This is a genomic window from Streptomyces cirratus (assembly GCF_014650775.1).
GTDB lineage: Bacteria > Actinomycetota > Actinomycetes > Streptomycetales > Streptomycetaceae > Streptomyces > Streptomyces cirratus.
This window is the reverse complement of sequence record NZ_BMVP01000021.1, coordinates 60236-75361: the sequence shown is the minus strand read 5'-3', so window position 1 is coordinate 75361 and position 15126 is coordinate 60236. Positions and strand designations below refer to the sequence as shown.

The 15126-nt window shown below is 70.1% G+C and carries 12 protein-coding genes and 4 pseudogenes; 8 read left to right on the top strand and 8 right to left on the bottom strand.

What is annotated here, in order from left to right; translation table 11 throughout:
* Positions 1-106: 106 nt before the first annotated feature.
* Positions 107-367, top strand: a pseudogene (locus IE207_RS30415) (YbfB/YjiJ family MFS transporter); the annotation flags it as partial.
* Positions 368-387: 20 nt separating this feature from the next.
* Here the strand turns inward: IE207_RS30415 and IE207_RS30410 are convergent.
* A pseudogene (locus tag IE207_RS30410) lies at positions 388-729 on the bottom strand (helix-turn-helix domain-containing protein); the annotation flags it as partial.
* Between the two features lie 45 nt (positions 730-774).
* On the opposite strand from IE207_RS30410, the pseudogene IE207_RS30405 reads away from it, so the two are divergent.
* A pseudogene (locus tag IE207_RS30405) lies at positions 775-1290 on the top strand (B3/B4 domain-containing protein); the annotation flags it as partial.
* Between the two features lie 108 nt (positions 1291-1398).
* Here IE207_RS30405 and IE207_RS30400 read toward each other — a convergent pair.
* On the bottom strand, positions 1399-1869 hold the full coding sequence (locus tag IE207_RS30400; RefSeq protein ID WP_190187549.1) for a nuclear transport factor 2 family protein: 471 nt from the start codon (positions 1867-1869) through the stop codon (positions 1399-1401).
* A gap of 103 nt (positions 1870-1972) precedes the next feature.
* On the opposite strand from IE207_RS30400, the gene IE207_RS30395 reads away from it, so the two are divergent.
* Both IE207_RS30395 and IE207_RS30390 read left to right on the top strand, forming a co-directional pair.
* A complete protein-coding gene (locus tag IE207_RS30395) occupies positions 1973-2551 on the top strand; it encodes a TetR/AcrR family transcriptional regulator (RefSeq protein ID WP_268250215.1) in 579 nt (192 codons plus the stop codon).
* 907 nt (positions 2552-3458) lie between these two features.
* Positions 3459-4103 carry a dihydrofolate reductase family protein gene (locus IE207_RS30390; protein ID WP_190187547.1) on the top strand — a complete coding sequence of 215 codons (645 nt, stop codon included), beginning with the start codon at positions 3459-3461 and terminating at the stop codon, positions 4101-4103.
* A gap of 657 nt (positions 4104-4760) precedes the next feature.
* On the opposite strand, the gene IE207_RS30385 is transcribed toward IE207_RS30390, so the two are convergent.
* From IE207_RS30385 to IE207_RS34240, 4 genes and pseudogenes are all read right to left on the bottom strand, one after another.
* Positions 4761-5801, bottom strand: a complete 1041-nt coding sequence (locus tag IE207_RS30385; RefSeq protein ID WP_190187546.1) for an alpha/beta fold hydrolase — start codon at positions 5799-5801, stop codon at positions 4761-4763.
* The gene (locus tag IE207_RS30380) at positions 5798-6034 is read right to left on the bottom strand and encodes an acyl carrier protein (protein WP_190187545.1); all 237 of its coding nucleotides are present in this window, start codon (positions 6032-6034) and stop codon (positions 5798-5800) included. The genes IE207_RS30385 and IE207_RS30380 overlap by 4 nt, the downstream gene beginning before the upstream one ends.
* Before the next feature lie 34 nt (positions 6035-6068).
* Positions 6069-7109, bottom strand: coding sequence for a beta-ketoacyl-ACP synthase III (locus IE207_RS30375; protein ID WP_190187544.1), 1041 nt, complete (start codon positions 7107-7109; stop codon positions 6069-6071).
* Positions 7110-7307: 198 nt separating this feature from the next.
* Positions 7308-7466: pseudogene (locus tag IE207_RS34240) on the bottom strand (IS5/IS1182 family transposase); the annotation flags it as partial.
* Positions 7467-7866: 400 nt separating this feature from the next.
* Here IE207_RS34240 and IE207_RS30365 point away from each other — a divergent pair.
* From IE207_RS30365 to IE207_RS30355, 3 genes are all read left to right on the top strand, one after another.
* Positions 7867-8349 carry a hypothetical protein gene (locus tag IE207_RS30365; RefSeq protein ID WP_229874161.1) on the top strand — a complete coding sequence of 161 codons (483 nt, stop codon included), beginning with the start codon at positions 7867-7869 and terminating at the stop codon, positions 8347-8349.
* Positions 8350-8455: 106 nt separating this feature from the next.
* Positions 8456-9748, top strand: coding sequence for a penicillin-binding transpeptidase domain-containing protein (locus IE207_RS30360; RefSeq protein WP_190187543.1), 1293 nt, complete (start codon positions 8456-8458; stop codon positions 9746-9748).
* Between the two features lie 230 nt (positions 9749-9978).
* Positions 9979-10458 carry a hypothetical protein gene (locus IE207_RS30355; protein ID WP_190187542.1) on the top strand — a complete coding sequence of 160 codons (480 nt, stop codon included), beginning with the start codon at positions 9979-9981 and terminating at the stop codon, positions 10456-10458.
* A 529-nt stretch (positions 10459-10987) separates the two neighbouring features.
* Here the strand turns inward: IE207_RS30355 and IE207_RS30350 are convergent.
* Both IE207_RS30350 and IE207_RS30345 read right to left on the bottom strand, forming a co-directional pair.
* Positions 10988-11326, bottom strand: coding sequence for a MerR family transcriptional regulator (locus IE207_RS30350; protein ID WP_190187541.1), 339 nt, complete (start codon positions 11324-11326; stop codon positions 10988-10990).
* A gap of 856 nt (positions 11327-12182) precedes the next feature.
* On the bottom strand, positions 12183-12770 hold the full coding sequence (locus IE207_RS30345; protein WP_190187540.1) for a TetR/AcrR family transcriptional regulator: 588 nt from the start codon (positions 12768-12770) through the stop codon (positions 12183-12185).
* Positions 12771-12897: 127 nt separating this feature from the next.
* On the opposite strand from IE207_RS30345, the gene IE207_RS30340 reads away from it, so the two are divergent.
* Positions 12898-14331 (top strand): amidase, encoded by a 1434-nt coding sequence (locus IE207_RS30340; RefSeq protein WP_190187539.1) that lies wholly within the window; start codon positions 12898-12900, stop codon positions 14329-14331.
* Positions 14332-15126 lie beyond the last annotated feature (795 nt).

The following is a 15126-nucleotide window of genomic DNA, read 5'->3' as shown; positions in this document are numbered from 1 at the left end:
GGAAAGCATTACCAACCAGCACAACAAGCAACCCGGCGAACCTTCCCGGTCACAGCACTAGCGTGAGAGCCGGCCAGTGAACGCCGCAAGGAAGGTGACCGACATCGTGCACTCGTCAGCGCCCCGCCCGCGAACGCCCTCGCCCTGGACGATTGTCGTCCAGGGGGCGGCAGCGCTTGCCGCGGGACAGGGGATCGGCAGGTTCGTCTACACCCCCGTCCTTCCCCTCATGCACTTCCAGGCCGGACTGTCCTCGACGCTCGGGGCCGACCTCGCCACGGCCAACTTCATTGGCTACCTCGCAGGCGCCCTGGCCGGGATCGCCACCCCCGCCGTTGTCCGGTCGGCTGCGGCGCTGCGCGGCTCCCGCCGAACCCGCCGAACCCGCCGCCACACCTCGACCGGGGCCGGGCCGGAGGTCGTCAGCATGAGCCCGGCCTCACTGCCCTGCTCCCCGCTCCACAGGGGTGCCACGGCCTCGGCGTCCACCACACGCACGCGGCCCTCGGACATCCCCTGCAGCAAGGCGGAGACCGAGACGCCGAGAGTGTCGGCCAGGCGGACCAAGGCGGCCAGGTTCGGGTTGCCCCGGGCCTTCTCCAGCCCGACCAGTGCGCCCTTGCTGACCGGGGCGCGCCAACTCAGCTCCTCCAGCGAAAGACCCGCCCGGGTGCGGGCCGCACGCACGTACTGCGCGACCGTCCGCAGGGCCTCGTCTGCCTCAGCCACCTGATCACATCCTCACCACTGGACCACTTGAATGCACCAAGCGGTCATTGGCACACCGCATACCGCTCCTTCGGCACCAATCCCCGCCGCACCCGACCCAGCATCGACGCCCTCGGCCGCCGCCTCGATAAGAAGGGCACCCTGCCGCGCATCAACCCGGCCGTCGACTCCTACGACGCCGTCTCCGTCCGGCACGGCCTGCCCGCGGGTGGATTCGACCTGGACCACGTCAACGGCGACATCGCCATCCGCCACTCGGACGGCACCGAAGACTTCACCCCACTCGGCGAACCCGACACCACCGAGAACCCCAACCCGGGCGAGATCATCTACACCGACACCACAGGCGTCCTGACCCGCCACTGGAACCACCGCGACGCCCACCGCACCCGCGTCACCGAGGACTCCACCCACGTCGCCTTCGTCCTCGAAACCCTCCACGCCACCCGCGACAGCCACCTCCTCAAGACCGCGGCCGAAGAGCTCGATGCGCTGCTCACCCCGCACGCCGAGCAGACAGCCGTGCACCACCTCAGCCCAGCCCATTCCCACGCCACCGTCGGACAGGACGACACCCGGCGCGCCGCGACAATCCGCCCCCGAGCCTCCCCTCGCGTCCTGGATCACTCTCCGCGACGCCCCTTGGCTTCCAGGGGCCACCGCCAGTGGTCACAGCCCGAGGTCGGACAGGCCGGGGTGGTCATCGGGTCGGCGGCCCAGCGGCCAGTGGTACTTACGGTCCTCCTCGGCGATACGCAGGTCGTTGATGCTCGCGTGGCGCACCTGCATGAGGCCGTTGTCGTCGAATTCCCAGTTCTCGTTGCCGTAGGCCCGGAACCACTGGCCGGAGTCGTCGCGGTACTCGTAGGCGAACCGCACCGCGATGCGGTTGCCTTCGAACGCCCACAGCTCCTTGATGAGGCGGTAGTCCAGTTCCCGGCCCCACTTGCGGGTCAGGAACTTCACGATCTCCTCTCGGCCGGTCACGAACTCCGCGCGGTTGCGCCAGAGTGAGTCGGGCGTGTAGGCGAGGGAGACCTTCTCGGGGTCGCGGGTGTTCCAGCCGTCCTCGGCCTGGCGGACCTTGCTGATCGCCGCTTCCCGGGTGAAGGGTGGGAACGGCGGGCGCTGCTCGGACATGACGTACTCCTCCGGAATGCCTGGACACAGTGAGAACGATGGTTCTCGCGGCGCCCTTGATACTATGAGAACGATGGTTCTCGCACAAAGGGGGCAGGAAGCCTTGGACACTGATCCGGTACGCGAGTCCATACTCGACGCCGCTGAAGACCTCTTCTACGCCAGGGGGATCCAGGCAGTGGGCATGGACGCGGTCCGTGACGCCGCAGGCATCACGCTGCGGCGCCTGTACCAGCTGTTCCCTTCCAAGGGCGACCTTGTCGAGGCATACCTGGTCCGCAGGGACGCCCGATGGCTCCGCAGCCTCGCCAGGCACGTCGACGCCGCCACTCAAACCCCCCAGGCTCGGCTGCTCGCCGTCTTCGACTGGCTGGAGGACTGGTTCGCCCAGTCCGACTTCCGAGGGTGCGCCTTCATCAACTCCTTCGGCGAGCTGGGCGGCACCTCCCCCCAGGTCACCGCCGTCGCCCGCCATCACAAGGACGCCTTCCACGCCTACCTGCAAGGACTCGCGACCGCTGCGGGAGCAACAGCCGATACCGGCGCCCAGATCGCCCTGCTGGCCGAGGGAGCCATGACCACGACCGCCATCTGCGGCACACCCGCAGCCGCCCGCCAAGCCAAGCAGGCGGCACTGATTCTGCTCACGCTCGACGCACGTCAGGTCGCCTCCCCCGCGTAGGCATGGGACAACGGCCGAAGAGCGTTCGAACGGAAGCCACTCGGTCGATCAGAGGCCGCATCTGTCGCTTTCCTGGCCTCTGGAGGAAGCCTCTGACGTGGTGCACATCACCGCGTCAGGGCCACATCAGGCAACAGGCGCGGGGCTCTGCGTACGAAGGCTTGCACCGTTTCGGAGCGCTGGGAGCGCAGCCGTTCGATGGGGCGGTGCATGCCGGTCAGGTGGGCGAGGACGGGGCTGGGCCATCGAGACCCGCGCCCGGTTCGGGTTCACCGCCGCCCCCGGCACCGCGGACGTACGGCCGGATGCGCCGCATCACCCAACACCTTCCACCCGAGTTGGCGGGCCGACTGCTCGCCGCCTGGGACGCCGGCGCGTCCGACGCCGAGCTCCAGGCGCTCGCCGCGTTCTCCCTGCGCTCGGCGACTGTCACTGGTGAGTCACTGGTACCCGAGCTGTCCGCCGTCCCAGGCGACGACCTCCCAGTCCCACCAGGACCCTTCAGGAAAACGCGACGAGGGTCGTCAGAGAGCGAAGGCTCGTCGTTGTCCCGACTGTAGTAGTCGCCATGGAGCGCGTATTCCTTTGGTGGATATGCCGGACGCGTCAGCCCGGGGCGGCAGCGCGTGGACATCTGAGCAATACGTTCTTGACCTCCCCGAACCCGAGGACGACCGCGCGCCCGTCACCACCAACACCGGGCTGGCCGCCGGTGCCCCGAAGCGGGGGTGAGCGGGCGCCGCCACGGCAATGAACGGTGGTGCAGAGGACGAGTGCGGTGAACGCCGCCGGTCGAACTTGACGTGATCTACTGGGCAGCCCGGTTTCCGACCGACCCCGGACGCAGCGATGAGTTTTCCCGTCCCGGCAAGTCACACCACTGCCGTCGACAACACAGGAGGAGCAAGTGGCTCAGCTGCTGAGAGTCCAGAACTTCAACGTCTCGAGTGACGGGATCGGTGCCGGTGAGGACCAGACCCTCGAGAGGCCGTTCGGTCACGTCGATCCCGGGAGGCTGTTCTCCTGGGCCGGCGCCACGGCGAGCTGGCCCATGCGCGTCGCCCCCGGCGGGAGCCGCGGCCTGGACGACTACTTCACACGGGACTACGCCCGCAACATCGGCGCCGAGATCATGGGCCGCAACAAGTTCGGGCCCCAGCGCGGGCCCTGGCTCAACCACGAGTGGCAGGGCTGGTGGGGCGACGAGCCCCCGTTCCACACCCCGGTGTTCGTCCTGACCCACCACAAGCGTCCTTCGTTCACGCTGTCCGACACCACGTTCCACTTCGTCGACGGCAGCCCCGCCACCGTCCTGGAGCAGGCCCGGGAGGCGGCGCAGGGCAAGGACGTCCGGCTCGGCGGCGGGGTCTCCACCATCCGGGAGTTCCTCGACGCCGACCTGGTCGACACCATGCACGTGGTGGTCTCGCCGATGAAGCTCGGGTCGGGACTACGACTGTGGGAGTCCCCCGACGAGCTGCTCGACCGGTTCCACCTGGAAGCCGTCCCCAGCCCGAGCGGAGTGACGCACCACCTGTTCTGGCGGAAGTAACCGCCCCGCAGTGCAGGCCCCGGGCTGCTCTCCCTCCCGGGGACCATCGCCGAGGCGGCCGGAACCGAGCCCCAGTCGGCCGGCTGTACAGGCTCCCTCAGCCCGCGTCCGGTCGGAGTCCGCCGGCGACAGTCGGCGCGTGGATCGAACACCTGACGCAGTCGGCGAGACACTCTGACCCCCGGGAGCACCAGGCGGTGCACGCAGCCGTCCTGGCCGGTGCAGGGCGCCCCGGGCCTCACTCTGGCGCGCAGCACTGGACACTCATCTCCCTGCCTGCCGCATAGAGCAGTGTCATGGAAGACGTGGAGGACGGCTGTGCGGACTGGGCACCGGAGTTCGCCGAAGCCGAAGCGCACTGGCCGGAGGCTAGGGCGGGCCGGCGGCTGCTGCCCTCCCGGGCACGGGTGATCCGGCGAGGTCATGCCGTTTCCGAGACCCGACTCTGTCGAACGCGGCGGGTCAGGGCGTCTCCTAGGGGCCGGTGCGACGGGGCGATCGGCGAAGCCGAGGCGTCACAGGACGGAGTCGGTGTGAGATGCTCTCGGGTCGGCGACGCGGAAGGGCTCGATGTCGCCGCCACTTCCCACCTTCTCGTGGACCGGCTCCCTTCAACGGCCGTGCATGGCCTCGCGTGGTGCTCCGCGCGACGATCGTTCAGCCGGCCCGATGAGCCGACGGCTGCGGAAGATACTCGGGGCTGGTGCAGAACGGCAGCCCGTCGAGGGGCAGGTCACGCAGGAAGCGGAGTACGAGTTCGGCGTACTCGCCGTCCCGCTCGAGGTGGGCCATGTGGTCGGCGTGGCGCAGGAGGACGAAGGCCGCGCCCTCGATCGTCGCGGCGACGGACCGGTTGTCGTCGGGCGTGGTGGTGATGTCGTGTTCGCCGGTGAAGACCAGGGCCGGGACGCCGCGGATACCACCGTCGGGGATGAGGTCCGCGCCGAGCAGGCGCCGGTGGCACGCGGCGTTGCGCAGGGCCTCGGTGGGCGCGGTGCGCAGGAACTGACGGCACAGCAGCCTTCTCGCGGCGTCGGACTGCTCCACTCGCTCCCGCGCGCCCTTGTTGATCAACAGATCCACCAGGCGCTCGGCGTTCTCTCTTCGGGCCGTGCCCGTGCCGTCGTCCTGGGCCGGTGGTTCCTCGCCCCGCACGACGGCTTCCAGGTGATCGGCGACCTCGCGCAGGAGGGCGCGCACCGGCGCCGGCACACGGCGCGTGGTGCCGGCCAGCAGCAGCCGGGCGACCCGGTCGGGGTGCCGCTGTGCGATCCGGTAGGCGATCGGGGCGCCGTAGGAGGTGCCCAGTACGTTGACGCGCGGAAGCGCCAGATGGTCAAGCAGGTGCAGGGCCGCGTCCGCGAGGAAATCGAAGCCCTGGTCCGGGGCCAGATCGTCCGCCGTGCCCGTGCCGGGGAGGTCGACCAGGACGATCGGCGTCCAGGGGGCGATCCGGCGCTCCAGCCTCGGCCACGAGTACATGTCCTGGAGGGCGCCGCCGAGCAGCAGCAGCGGCTCGGTGACCGCGGGCGTGCCGGTGTCGCCGGGCGGGCTCGGGGCCGGCGGGACGTGCTGGGACGGGTCCGGGCGCACGACACGCGCGGTGTAGCGCAGGCCCCGCCAGTACAGGGGCACGTGCTGCTCATGCCACAGCCCCGCCGCCACGGGGACCGGGCCGGCGGTGGAGGACAGGGTCATGCCCGCGGCTCCGCGTAGCGTCCGACCAGCTCGGCCAGTTCCGCGACGGTGGCGGCCTGGGCCAGCACGTCCTCGCTGACTTCGACCCCGGTGCCCTCTTCCACTTGCATGGAGAGGACGACGAGCGCCATGGAGTCGATGTTGGCGCTCGCCAGGGAGGCGTCGGGGGCAATGGGAGCCGCAGGCAGACCGCCCTTCGTGGTGAGGATTTCCTTGACTTGCTCGAAGGTCATCGGTGGTCCCTGGAAGAGAGGCGGGGCTGGATTCTCACAGTCGGGGGGCGAGGCCGGCCGGCCAGACGAGCGTGGTGGCCGCCCAGGCGAGGCCGCTGCCGAAGGAGACGAGGAGCACCTTGTGACCGGGCTTGAGTTCCCCCTTGTCGCAGGCGTCGGCCAGCAGCAGCGGCACGGAGGCCGCGGCGGTGTTCCCCACGTCCCGGATGTTGGAGGGGACCTGGTCGGCGGGGATGCCGAGGGCGTCGGCGACGGCGAGGTTGATGCGCAGGTTGGCCTGGTGGGCGATGAGCCGGTCGACCTCGTCGATCCGCCAGCCGGCCCGGGCTGCCGCCTCGCGGGCCGCGTGCGTCATACGGCGGACCGCGTGGCGGAAGACCTCGTTGCCGCGCATGTGAACGAAGAAGTCACCTTGCGGCGCCCCGGCGCGCTCGTGGCGTCCGCGGGCACCGCCCGCCGGGACCACGATGGCGTCGGCGAGGGAGCCGTCGCTGCCCCAGACCACGGGTCCGAGCGCTCCTTCCGCATGCGGGCTGTCCGCTTCGAACACGGCGGCTCCCGCGCCGTCGCCGAAGATGGGGGCGGTCGCCCGGTCGTCCGGATCGACCATGGCCGACATGGTCTCGGCGCCGACCACCAGGACGCGCCGGGCGGCGCCGGAGGCGATCAAGCCCGCGGCGACGGCACAGGCGTGCACGAAGCCCGAGCAGCCGGCCGCGATGTCGAACGCCGCCACCTGCGGCAGGCCCAGCCGGTGGGCCACCCAGGGAGCCGTCGCGGGGCAGGGGTGATCGGGACTGCTGGTGGCCACGAGCAGGGCGTCCACGGCATCCACGCCGGCCGAGGCCATGGCGCGCGCGGCAGCCTCGACCGCCATGTCGCCGGTCGAGACGTCGGGGGCCGCGAGGCGGCGTTCGGCGATGCCGATGCGCTCGCGGATCCACTCGTCGGACGTGTCCAGCCGCGCGCACAGGTCGTCGTTCGTGACGCGCCGGGGCGGCAGCCAGGCCCCCAGACCCGTCAGGACCGCGGCAGTACCCGTGGCACCCCTGAACCCGCCGTCGCGGCCATTCATCCCCGCTCCCCCTCCGTCACTCCATCCGTCCAAGCGAAGCAGCCCGGCCCCCGGCGGGCGGCACGCCATGCCGCCCGGGCGCGGCCGACCACCTGATCGGGGGCCTGACTTGCTGATCTGCGCTCATCTCGTTCGCGCGGTCCGACCGCTTGGTGACGGGGTGAAGTCGTGCATCTGGCAGAGGTATTGCGCTATTGCTCCTCGGAGGGCGCGCCGGTGCCGGCTGGCTGGCTGGCTGGCTGGCTGGGGGATCACCGCCCGGATCCCGCGCCGCCGCAGCTGGCGGCGGATTGCGCGGGACGAGTGAGCTTTGTCGGGGGCATGGTCGGCCGGCTTGCCGCCGGAGCCCCTTTTGACCGGCCCCGGCGGCGTGCTGGTGCGCACAGGTGATCGTGGAGTCGGCCCGCGACGAACCAGTCCAGGTCGCCCTCGCGTCGGCCTGGCGAGCGGGGCGGTGAAGACCTTCTCCCAGGTGCCGTCCGCGGCGCATGCGCAGCCGGTCATGGGCGCCCTTCCACGAGCCGAAGTCTCGGGCAGGTCCAGATGTTCGCCGACCTGGTCCGCACAGACCCGCGGTTCGAGATCTGCGCACCACACCCCTTCAGCCCCGTCACCTTCCGCCTGCGCGCCGATAACGGCGTCAACCCGGCTGCTCGAAGTCTCCCAACGGAGCGCCGCCCGGATCCGCCCGATGCCACTGTCTCCCGCAGGCCCCGGCCGACCGGACCACAACCGACCGCCCCAGTTCTGCGTCCTCTTGGCCGAGGCATCTCCGGCCGACCGGTGCGGAGCAGCGCCGAACCTGGAGAGCGCCATCACCACTTCCACCCCTGACCAACCCGGCCCGATCGCGCCGGTCCGTCGGACGAACGCCATCGGCAGGGTGCTGCTGGGCGGTGTGTCGGGCGTCCTGCTGACCGTCACCGTCCTGACGGTCCTGTGGTGGCCCCGGACCGAGGTGACGTACCGCAGTACAGCCCCCACGACCATCGCCTACTCCGACGAGTCGGCCCACTTCCTGACCCTGGTGCATCAGCACAGCCTGTCCGGACGCGAGTCCTACAGGATGGTGATCGGCAGATCCCCCGGCGTGTCCTACGGACACTGGCTGGACGTCGATACCGCCCTGGGCGCCAAGGGCATCGAATCCACGACGTGGACGGAGTCCGGAGTACGGGTCCGTTTCCCCACTAGGCACGAGGTCTTCGTCCCGGCCCGCTTCTTCCTGGGCGGCAGGTGACGGCCTGGTCGTCGTCGACGGCAGCCCGCCGCGAACCGACGGCACCCGGCGCTCTGCGGTGAACGCCGTCGGTCGACATACGTGATCTTGATTCTAGGATGGCTCCATGTCTGTACCGTCACGGCCCCGTGTCGCTGTCCTCGTCACGCTGCTCACCCTGGCGTCGGCCGGTCTTTCGGGGTGCTCCACGGAGCACCCCGACGTGCACAGGGCGAAGCCGTCCGGCGCGGCGGGGACGGCTGAGGCGAAACCGCCCGTGCCGAAGCCCGTGGGGGCGCCCGGTGACATCCTGGTGGGCGGCCGCCCCGTGACCGGTACGGTCCCCTCCGGAAACGCGAAGTTCCCGTTCCGGCGGACCTATACGGACGGGGAGTTGTACGCGCCCGTCACCGGCTACCGCTCCTTGGCGTTCGGAAACACCCAGCTCGAGAGTCTTCTGCGGGAGGACCTCGACGCGGGTAAGGACGTGGCGACCACCATCGATCCGGTGGCGCAGCGGACCGCTTTCGACGCGCTGCGCGGCCGTACCGGTGCGGCGGTCGCCCTCGACGCGCGGACGGGCGAAATCGTCGCCCTGGTCAGCACTCCCAGCTACGACCCCAACTCCTTCACCGGATACGCGACCTCCGACGCCAAGGCGTGGAAGCAGCTCAACGCGGACGCGGGCAAGCCCCTCCTCAACCGGGCTCTGCGCGACCTCCACAACCCGGGCTCCGCCACCCACATCATCGTGGCGGCCGCGGCCTTGGAGAAAGGGCTGCTCGCGTCGGTGGACGCGCCCACGCGCAGCCCGGCCGTCCACACCGTCCCGGACAGCTCGGTGCAGTTCTCCGGCGACCCCGCCCACTGCACCGACGCGAGTCTGCGCGCGGCCCTGCGGTATGCCTGCCAGAACGTCTTCGCCCGCCTGGCCACCGACCTGGGCGCGGAGACGCTGGCGGCCACGGCAGAGAGCTTCGGCTTCAACACGGAGCAGGTAGACACGCCGGCGCGGGCTTTCGAAAGCAAGTGGCCCCGGCAACCGGGCAACGCCGCGCAGCTCGCGCTCACGGCGAACGGCCTCTTCGACACCACAGCCACCCCCCTGCAGATGGCAATAGTGATGGGCGCCATCGGCAACGACGGGAACTGGGCCTCTCCTCGCGTGGTGCCCGATCCCAAGACGCCCGCGCCCAGTCGACGTGCGGTCTCCCAGCACACCGCCGACCAGTTGCGGCAAGCGGTCGGCAGTTCGGTCAACGCCTGGGTGCCCTCAGCGTCGGTCACCTGGGCCATGGCACACGCCCAGGCCCCGGGCGGCCGCCCCTTGACCGTGGCCGTATCCATCTCGAGCGGCGCCGACACCAGTCGGGAGGCCGCCCAGATCGCCGAGAGGGTTCTCGAGGCCGCCAAGCAGTAGCCGGTTGAGGGGATCCAGCCGGGTGAGCCCGAAAGGGCGGTGAGATGATCTTGGGTCTGTGAGGCCGGTTCCGGACCTGTCGTCAGCGCCTGGTCCTGTCCCGGGTTCCGCGGTTGGATCCTTCTCCGTTGTGTGGCCGATCGAGGTGGGTTGCCGGAGGGGGAGTCGCACCCGTGTGCATGGAGACGAGGTGCCGATGACGGTCCGTGTGCTGCTGGGATACTGCGGTAGTGCTGTTGACATGGATCGCTGAGGTGGCGGATGAGCCCCTGGTGCTTGAGCCGGCTGACCGGCAGGTGGAGCGGGAAACCAACACCTGGTGGCTGAGTGCGGCGGAGGGGGACAGGGAATCGCTGTCCGTATCCGAGGTGGTGGCTGCCTTCGAGCGGACCGCTAACGCCATCCGGGGACGCGTGCGCGAACTGGGCTTTCCAGGGGTGGCGACGTTCTATGTGTGGCACGACGAGCAGGCCGGGCAGCTCCGGTGTTCGACTGGTTCTGTGCCCCCGGATGCATTGCCGTTCGGGGGGAATTACGCGGCTTGCACCGACCTCGGTCCGCTGGTCGAGGCTTTTTTGACCGACAGTGAGTCAGGGCTCACCGCGTGGGCGGACCTGCAAGGTGTGCAGAGCTACTCGGAGGAGACCGGCATCGAACCGGAGGACGCACCCTTCCTCGTCTGGGTCAGCAGCGTCGGAGCGCCGCACTGACTGGTTCTGCCCCGTGCACACGCACACGTCGGCGGTGGCACCGAGGGGACCAGATGCGGGTTGCATGTGGCGGACGTTGCACTCTTTGAAGCCGTCGAGGTCGGCAGCAGGTTCGAGTGCGGGTGCTCTGTCCAGGTGCAGTTGCCCTGCGGCGAGGCAGATGGTGACGGGGACCGCCCAGGGGCAGTTGGGGCGTGGCCGGCGTCCGCCGAGCCGACACTGCGGCAGAGGCGATGCGCCTGTTCCGAGGCGAGGGGGCCATGCCCTGCCCGTGTGCGGTCTGGCTGATCTGCGAGGCCTCGTGGCATTCAGCTTTGCCTGTTGGTACACGTACGGCACCCGCCACACCCGCAGGCGGCAGGTTCTTCGAGGTGCTGTACCGGAGGTGGCCGAGCGGGCGCGTACGGGCCGCCCCGGAAGCGCGGAACGCCCGGGGCGACGTCCATTCCATTCTCGATGAGCGGGAGCAGAGCCGGTTCCGCACGGCGGCCCGCGCTTCGTGGACCGTGACGGCTCCCTCCGGATGTCGTCAGGCGGCGGCCGGTGGGGTCGGGGCGCCGGCGGTGCGCCGGTATTCGGCGTTGATGCGTTGGGCTTCTTCGAGTTGGTCTTCGAGGATGACGATCCGGCAGGCCGCCTCGATGGGAGTGCCCTGGTCGACGAGCTCGCGGGCGCGGGCGGCGATGCGGAGCTGGTAGCGGGAGTAGCGGCGGTGGCCGCCCGCGGAGCGCAGTGGCGTGATGAGGCGGTGTTCGCCGATGGCGCGGAGGAAGCCCTGGGTGGTGCCGAGCATGTCGGCGGCCCGGCCCATGGTGTAGGCGGGGTAGTCGTCGTCGTCGAGACGGCCGTAGGAGTCGTCTGCTGTCATCGCACCTCTCTGTCGAACGCACTGGAGGGGTCCGGGTGCCATACCGGCACCCGGACCCCGAAGGAACTGCTCACACCATCTGCCGGCCCTCATACTGCGCCGGCCCTCTGTTTCCGCACGGCCGGCCTGAACGCTGCCGGGGATGCGGGGATCGCGGATGCGTGACCGGAGACCACCTCACTATCGATGTCCTGCGGTACCCGGGCCCTTACTGCTCACCCGGGCGATCCTGATGGCGCCTGGCTCCTCCGTTCTTTCCCTCTGAATCAATCACTTGCCAAACGGAACTGCTCTTACTGCTTGTACTGCTGGTGTTGCGTACTGCCGGTGGCCTCACACAGCGCCACCTCTTCGGCAGCCAGCCCCGTCGCCCATCCTGCGTCTGCTCTGGCTTAGAACCCCACTGCCGAACCTCCCGGTGCGCGCGCCCGCAGCCCGACGCCTTCACCGAGGTACCGCCAACCACTTCACTGCTGGTACTGCTCACGGCGGCCCCTGATCACTGCGGGCCACCCGGTCCGGTCGTCAGTCCCGTCGCCGTCATACGACTGCTATGGCTTCGACACTCCACCACCGCACCGTCCTGCGCACTGCACTTGCGGGTACTGCTGCCCGGCAGTTCATCTCTGCCGGGCCCTTCTTGATCTCGGCTACGAGAGAAACCATAACCACCCCGCCACCCAATGTCTACTCCAGCCGACATAGATTTCCGCGTGTTCGAAAGGGAGTTAGGTGCACTCGAACGCGACAGGGACGGGTGGGGGCCGCACACGCCGAGATGGCCACGGGCCGGCAGCGAGCCGGCGGCCAGTGCCCGCAAGCGGGCGAGCGGGCGAGCGGGCCGGTCCGGTTACTCCTAGAGGGCGGCCAGGTGTGAATGGAGCACGTCGTGTGCCTCTTGCGAGGTGAGGTGGCCGATGAGGACGTGCGCGGTGAGACCGTCCGCGAGGGCGAGGAGGGTGCGGGCCTCGCGTTGGGGATCGAGGGGCGTGGCGCGATCGGCGCCCCTGGCGGCTTCCGAGATGAGGTGGGTGAACGCCTCCTGCAGAGCCGCGTAGTTCGCCTTCAGCGTCGTTGCGAGCACCTTGCTGACAGTCGCCTGCGCGACGAAGGCGAGCCAGACCCTGGCCTCGGCGCGCTGTTCTTCCCGGAGCAGCGAGATCTCGGTGGCCGCGTGCCCCAGGGCGGTGCCGGCCGACTGGGCCGGGCTCCTGACGAGGCGGGCTCGTACGCGCTCCATGATCCGCTCACTGATGTGCCCGAGAGCAAACACGAGCATCTCTTCCTTGGTACGGAAGCAGCGCTGAACCGCGCCCATCGACACCTGCGCGCGGGCCGCGACGTCGCGGAGGGTCACACCCTCCAGTCCGCGTTCATCGGCGAGGTGGCAGACGGCCTCGGCGATGAGGCGGCGTCGGCTCGCGTGATCCACCTGCCTGGGCATGCCCGGCTCCCCCTTGTTTCTCAGTTCTCCGCTTTCGCAGCACTTTATGCGATGCGCTCGTATCGGTTCCAGGGGTACGGTTCAGTTCCGATGCAAGCGCATCGGTACGGGATGGGGAGGGGAAGCCATGCAGGACGCCCTGTGGAAGATGCCGGCAGCCGCGCAGGCGGAGGCCGTGCGCAGCGCAGAGGTCTCAGCTGTCGAACTGATCGACAGCCACCTGGATCGGATCGCTGAGGTCAACCCGCAGGTGAACGCGGTCACCCAGCTCCTGGCGGAGCGCGCTCGTGAGGCCGCGGCGGAGACGGACCGTCGGCGGGCAGCCGGTGACCCGCTGGGAGCACTCGCGGGCGTGCCCTTCACAGTGAAGGAGAGCACCGCGATCGAAGGCGTGCCGACCACGTTCGGAACCGAGCGCTTCCGCGATCTGGTCGCGTCGGCTGACGCACCTCCGGTGGCACGGCTGCGCGCAGCAGGGGCCATCCCCATCGGGCACAGCAACATCCCCACCCTGATCCTCGCGGGGATGCACACGCGCAGCGAGCTGTTCGGCGACACGGTCAACCCGTGGGACTGTGGCCGGACCCCGGGCGGCACCAGCGGGGGCGACGCGGTGGCCGTGGCCACCGGCATGGCGGCGCTCGGGCTCGGCAACGACTCCGGCGGGTCGGTGCGCATCCCGGCCCAGTTCTGCGGTGTGGCCGGGCTGAAGCCGTCCACGGGCCGGTTCCCCGCCGACCACCGTGTCCTCGGCCCGGACGACCCCGGCCCCGCGTCCCAAATGCTGGTCACCGACGGCCCGCTGGCCCGGAGCGTGGGCGATCTTCGTCTTGCCTACGAAGTGCTGGCCGGGACCGATCCGCGAGACCCACGCGCCGTGCCGGTGCCCGCGTACGGGGAACCGCTCCCCGGTCGGGTGAAGGTCGCGGTCGTGGCGGATCCCGGCGGGCACGGCGTCCACCGCACGGTGCACGCAGCCATCACGACCGCGGCCGACGCGCTGCGCGACGCCGGGTACGACGTGCGCGAGGTGCAGGACGTGCCGCGGATGGACGAGGCCCTTGAGACGTACGGCCGGATCACCGTGACCGAGTTCGCCCCGACCTGGCCGGTGGTACGCAAGCTGCTCGGCAGGGGCGGGGACCGCTACATCGAGATGATGATGGAGCAGACCCCGCCTGCGAGCGCGGACGAGTTCATGAAGTTGATGGGCACCTGGATGAACATCCGCCGCTCGTGGGCGGAATTCCTCGACGATTACCCGCTGTTGCTGGGCCCGGTCTTCACCGAGCCACCGGTCGAGCCGGGGCTGGAGTCGCGTGACAGGCCGGGTCGGGACCAGGTCGGGTCGGGAATGCGTCTGTGTACCGTCACGAGCTTCGTAGGGGTGCCCGGTGTGGCCGTACCGACGGGGACGGCCGACGGGCTCCCCCGCGGAGTGCAGGTCGTCGGGCGCGCGTTCCGGGAGGACCTGTGCCTGGCCGCGGCCCAGGCGATCGAGGACCGGCTCGGAGTTCTCACACCGGTCGACCCGCGCGCGGGTAGCGGCCGGGCTTACTGAGCCCTGGGGCCCGGTGAGGGGGCGCGCCATCGGCCGCTTCTTGTTCCTGGCCCTCTTTCGGACACGGATGTAGTGGTTCCGGTCCCCCTCATGTACTCCCCCACGCCGCGGTGCTGTCGGAACAGTCCGGGCCAGGTGTGAGCCGTGAGGGACTGCCGGCGGTGATGTCGTCATGGGCGGTGGTCGCGTGGACGGTCAGACCGGGGGTCTCGAGCGCGTTGGACGCAGCCATGGGAGGTGCCGACGTCCAAGGAGGCGGAGGCTCCGCGGGCGGCTCCGACCGACAGGTCGCCGTGCCCGGTGTGGAGCGCGCGGCGGGCGCCTTCACTCTCGTCGAGCTTCACCGAACCGTGCGCGGCCTCGAAGACGACGCCATCGGGCCGCCTGGTACCGGGTACCAGGCGCCGGCGCCGGGGTTCCGCAGGGGTCGTTCGGAGAACGCGGGGCGGGGTGAGGGGCCCGGTGGGGCTTCGGGGGCGGGTGAGGGGCTGCCTGTGGGTCCAGGGGGAGGGTCCGGGGCCGTGAGGTCGTTCCAGGGGCTCAGGGACTGGCAGCCGGGGTGAGGGCGAGGGGCTGAGGGGTGGAGGGGTCGGGGGTGGGTGGGGTGGCCCCCTCCCTCGGTACCCGGTCCCCCCGGGACAAGGTACTGAACGCCGGTGGACTGGCTTCGGTCCCTGGTCGTTCAGTCACTGCATAAACCTGCAGGTCAGGGGCCCTCGTCGGCAGGCACAGGGACCGAAGGGACTCAAATCTCTAGTTATGAGCCGCATAAGCATCTAGGGACCTCTACATACG

Bases quoted from the DNA above. Each gene is read 5' to 3' on its own strand.
- IE207_RS30350 (WP_190187541.1), bottom strand. From the start codon at position 11,326: ATGACAGCAGACGACTCCTACGGCCGTCTCGACGACGACGACTACCCC.
- IE207_RS30385 (WP_190187546.1), bottom strand. From the start codon at position 5,801: ATGACCCTGTCCTCCACCGCCGGCCCGGTCCCCGTGGCGGCGGGGCTG.
- IE207_RS30400 (WP_190187549.1), bottom strand. From the start codon at position 1,869: ATGTCCGAGCAGCGCCCGCCGTTCCCACCCTTCACCCGGGAAGCGGCG.
- IE207_RS30375 (WP_190187544.1), bottom strand. From the start codon at position 7,109: ATGAATGGCCGCGACGGCGGGTTCAGGGGTGCCACGGGTACTGCCGCG.
- IE207_RS30380 (WP_190187545.1), bottom strand. From the start codon at position 6,034: ATGACCTTCGAGCAAGTCAAGGAAATCCTCACCACGAAGGGCGGTCTG.
- IE207_RS30345 (WP_190187540.1), bottom strand. From the start codon at position 12,770: ATGCCCAGGCAGGTGGATCACGCGAGCCGACGCCGCCTCATCGCCGAG.
- IE207_RS30360 (WP_190187543.1), top strand. From the start codon at position 8,456: ATGTCTGTACCGTCACGGCCCCGTGTCGCTGTCCTCGTCACGCTGCTC.
- IE207_RS30340 (WP_190187539.1), top strand. From the start codon at position 12,898: ATGCAGGACGCCCTGTGGAAGATGCCGGCAGCCGCGCAGGCGGAGGCC.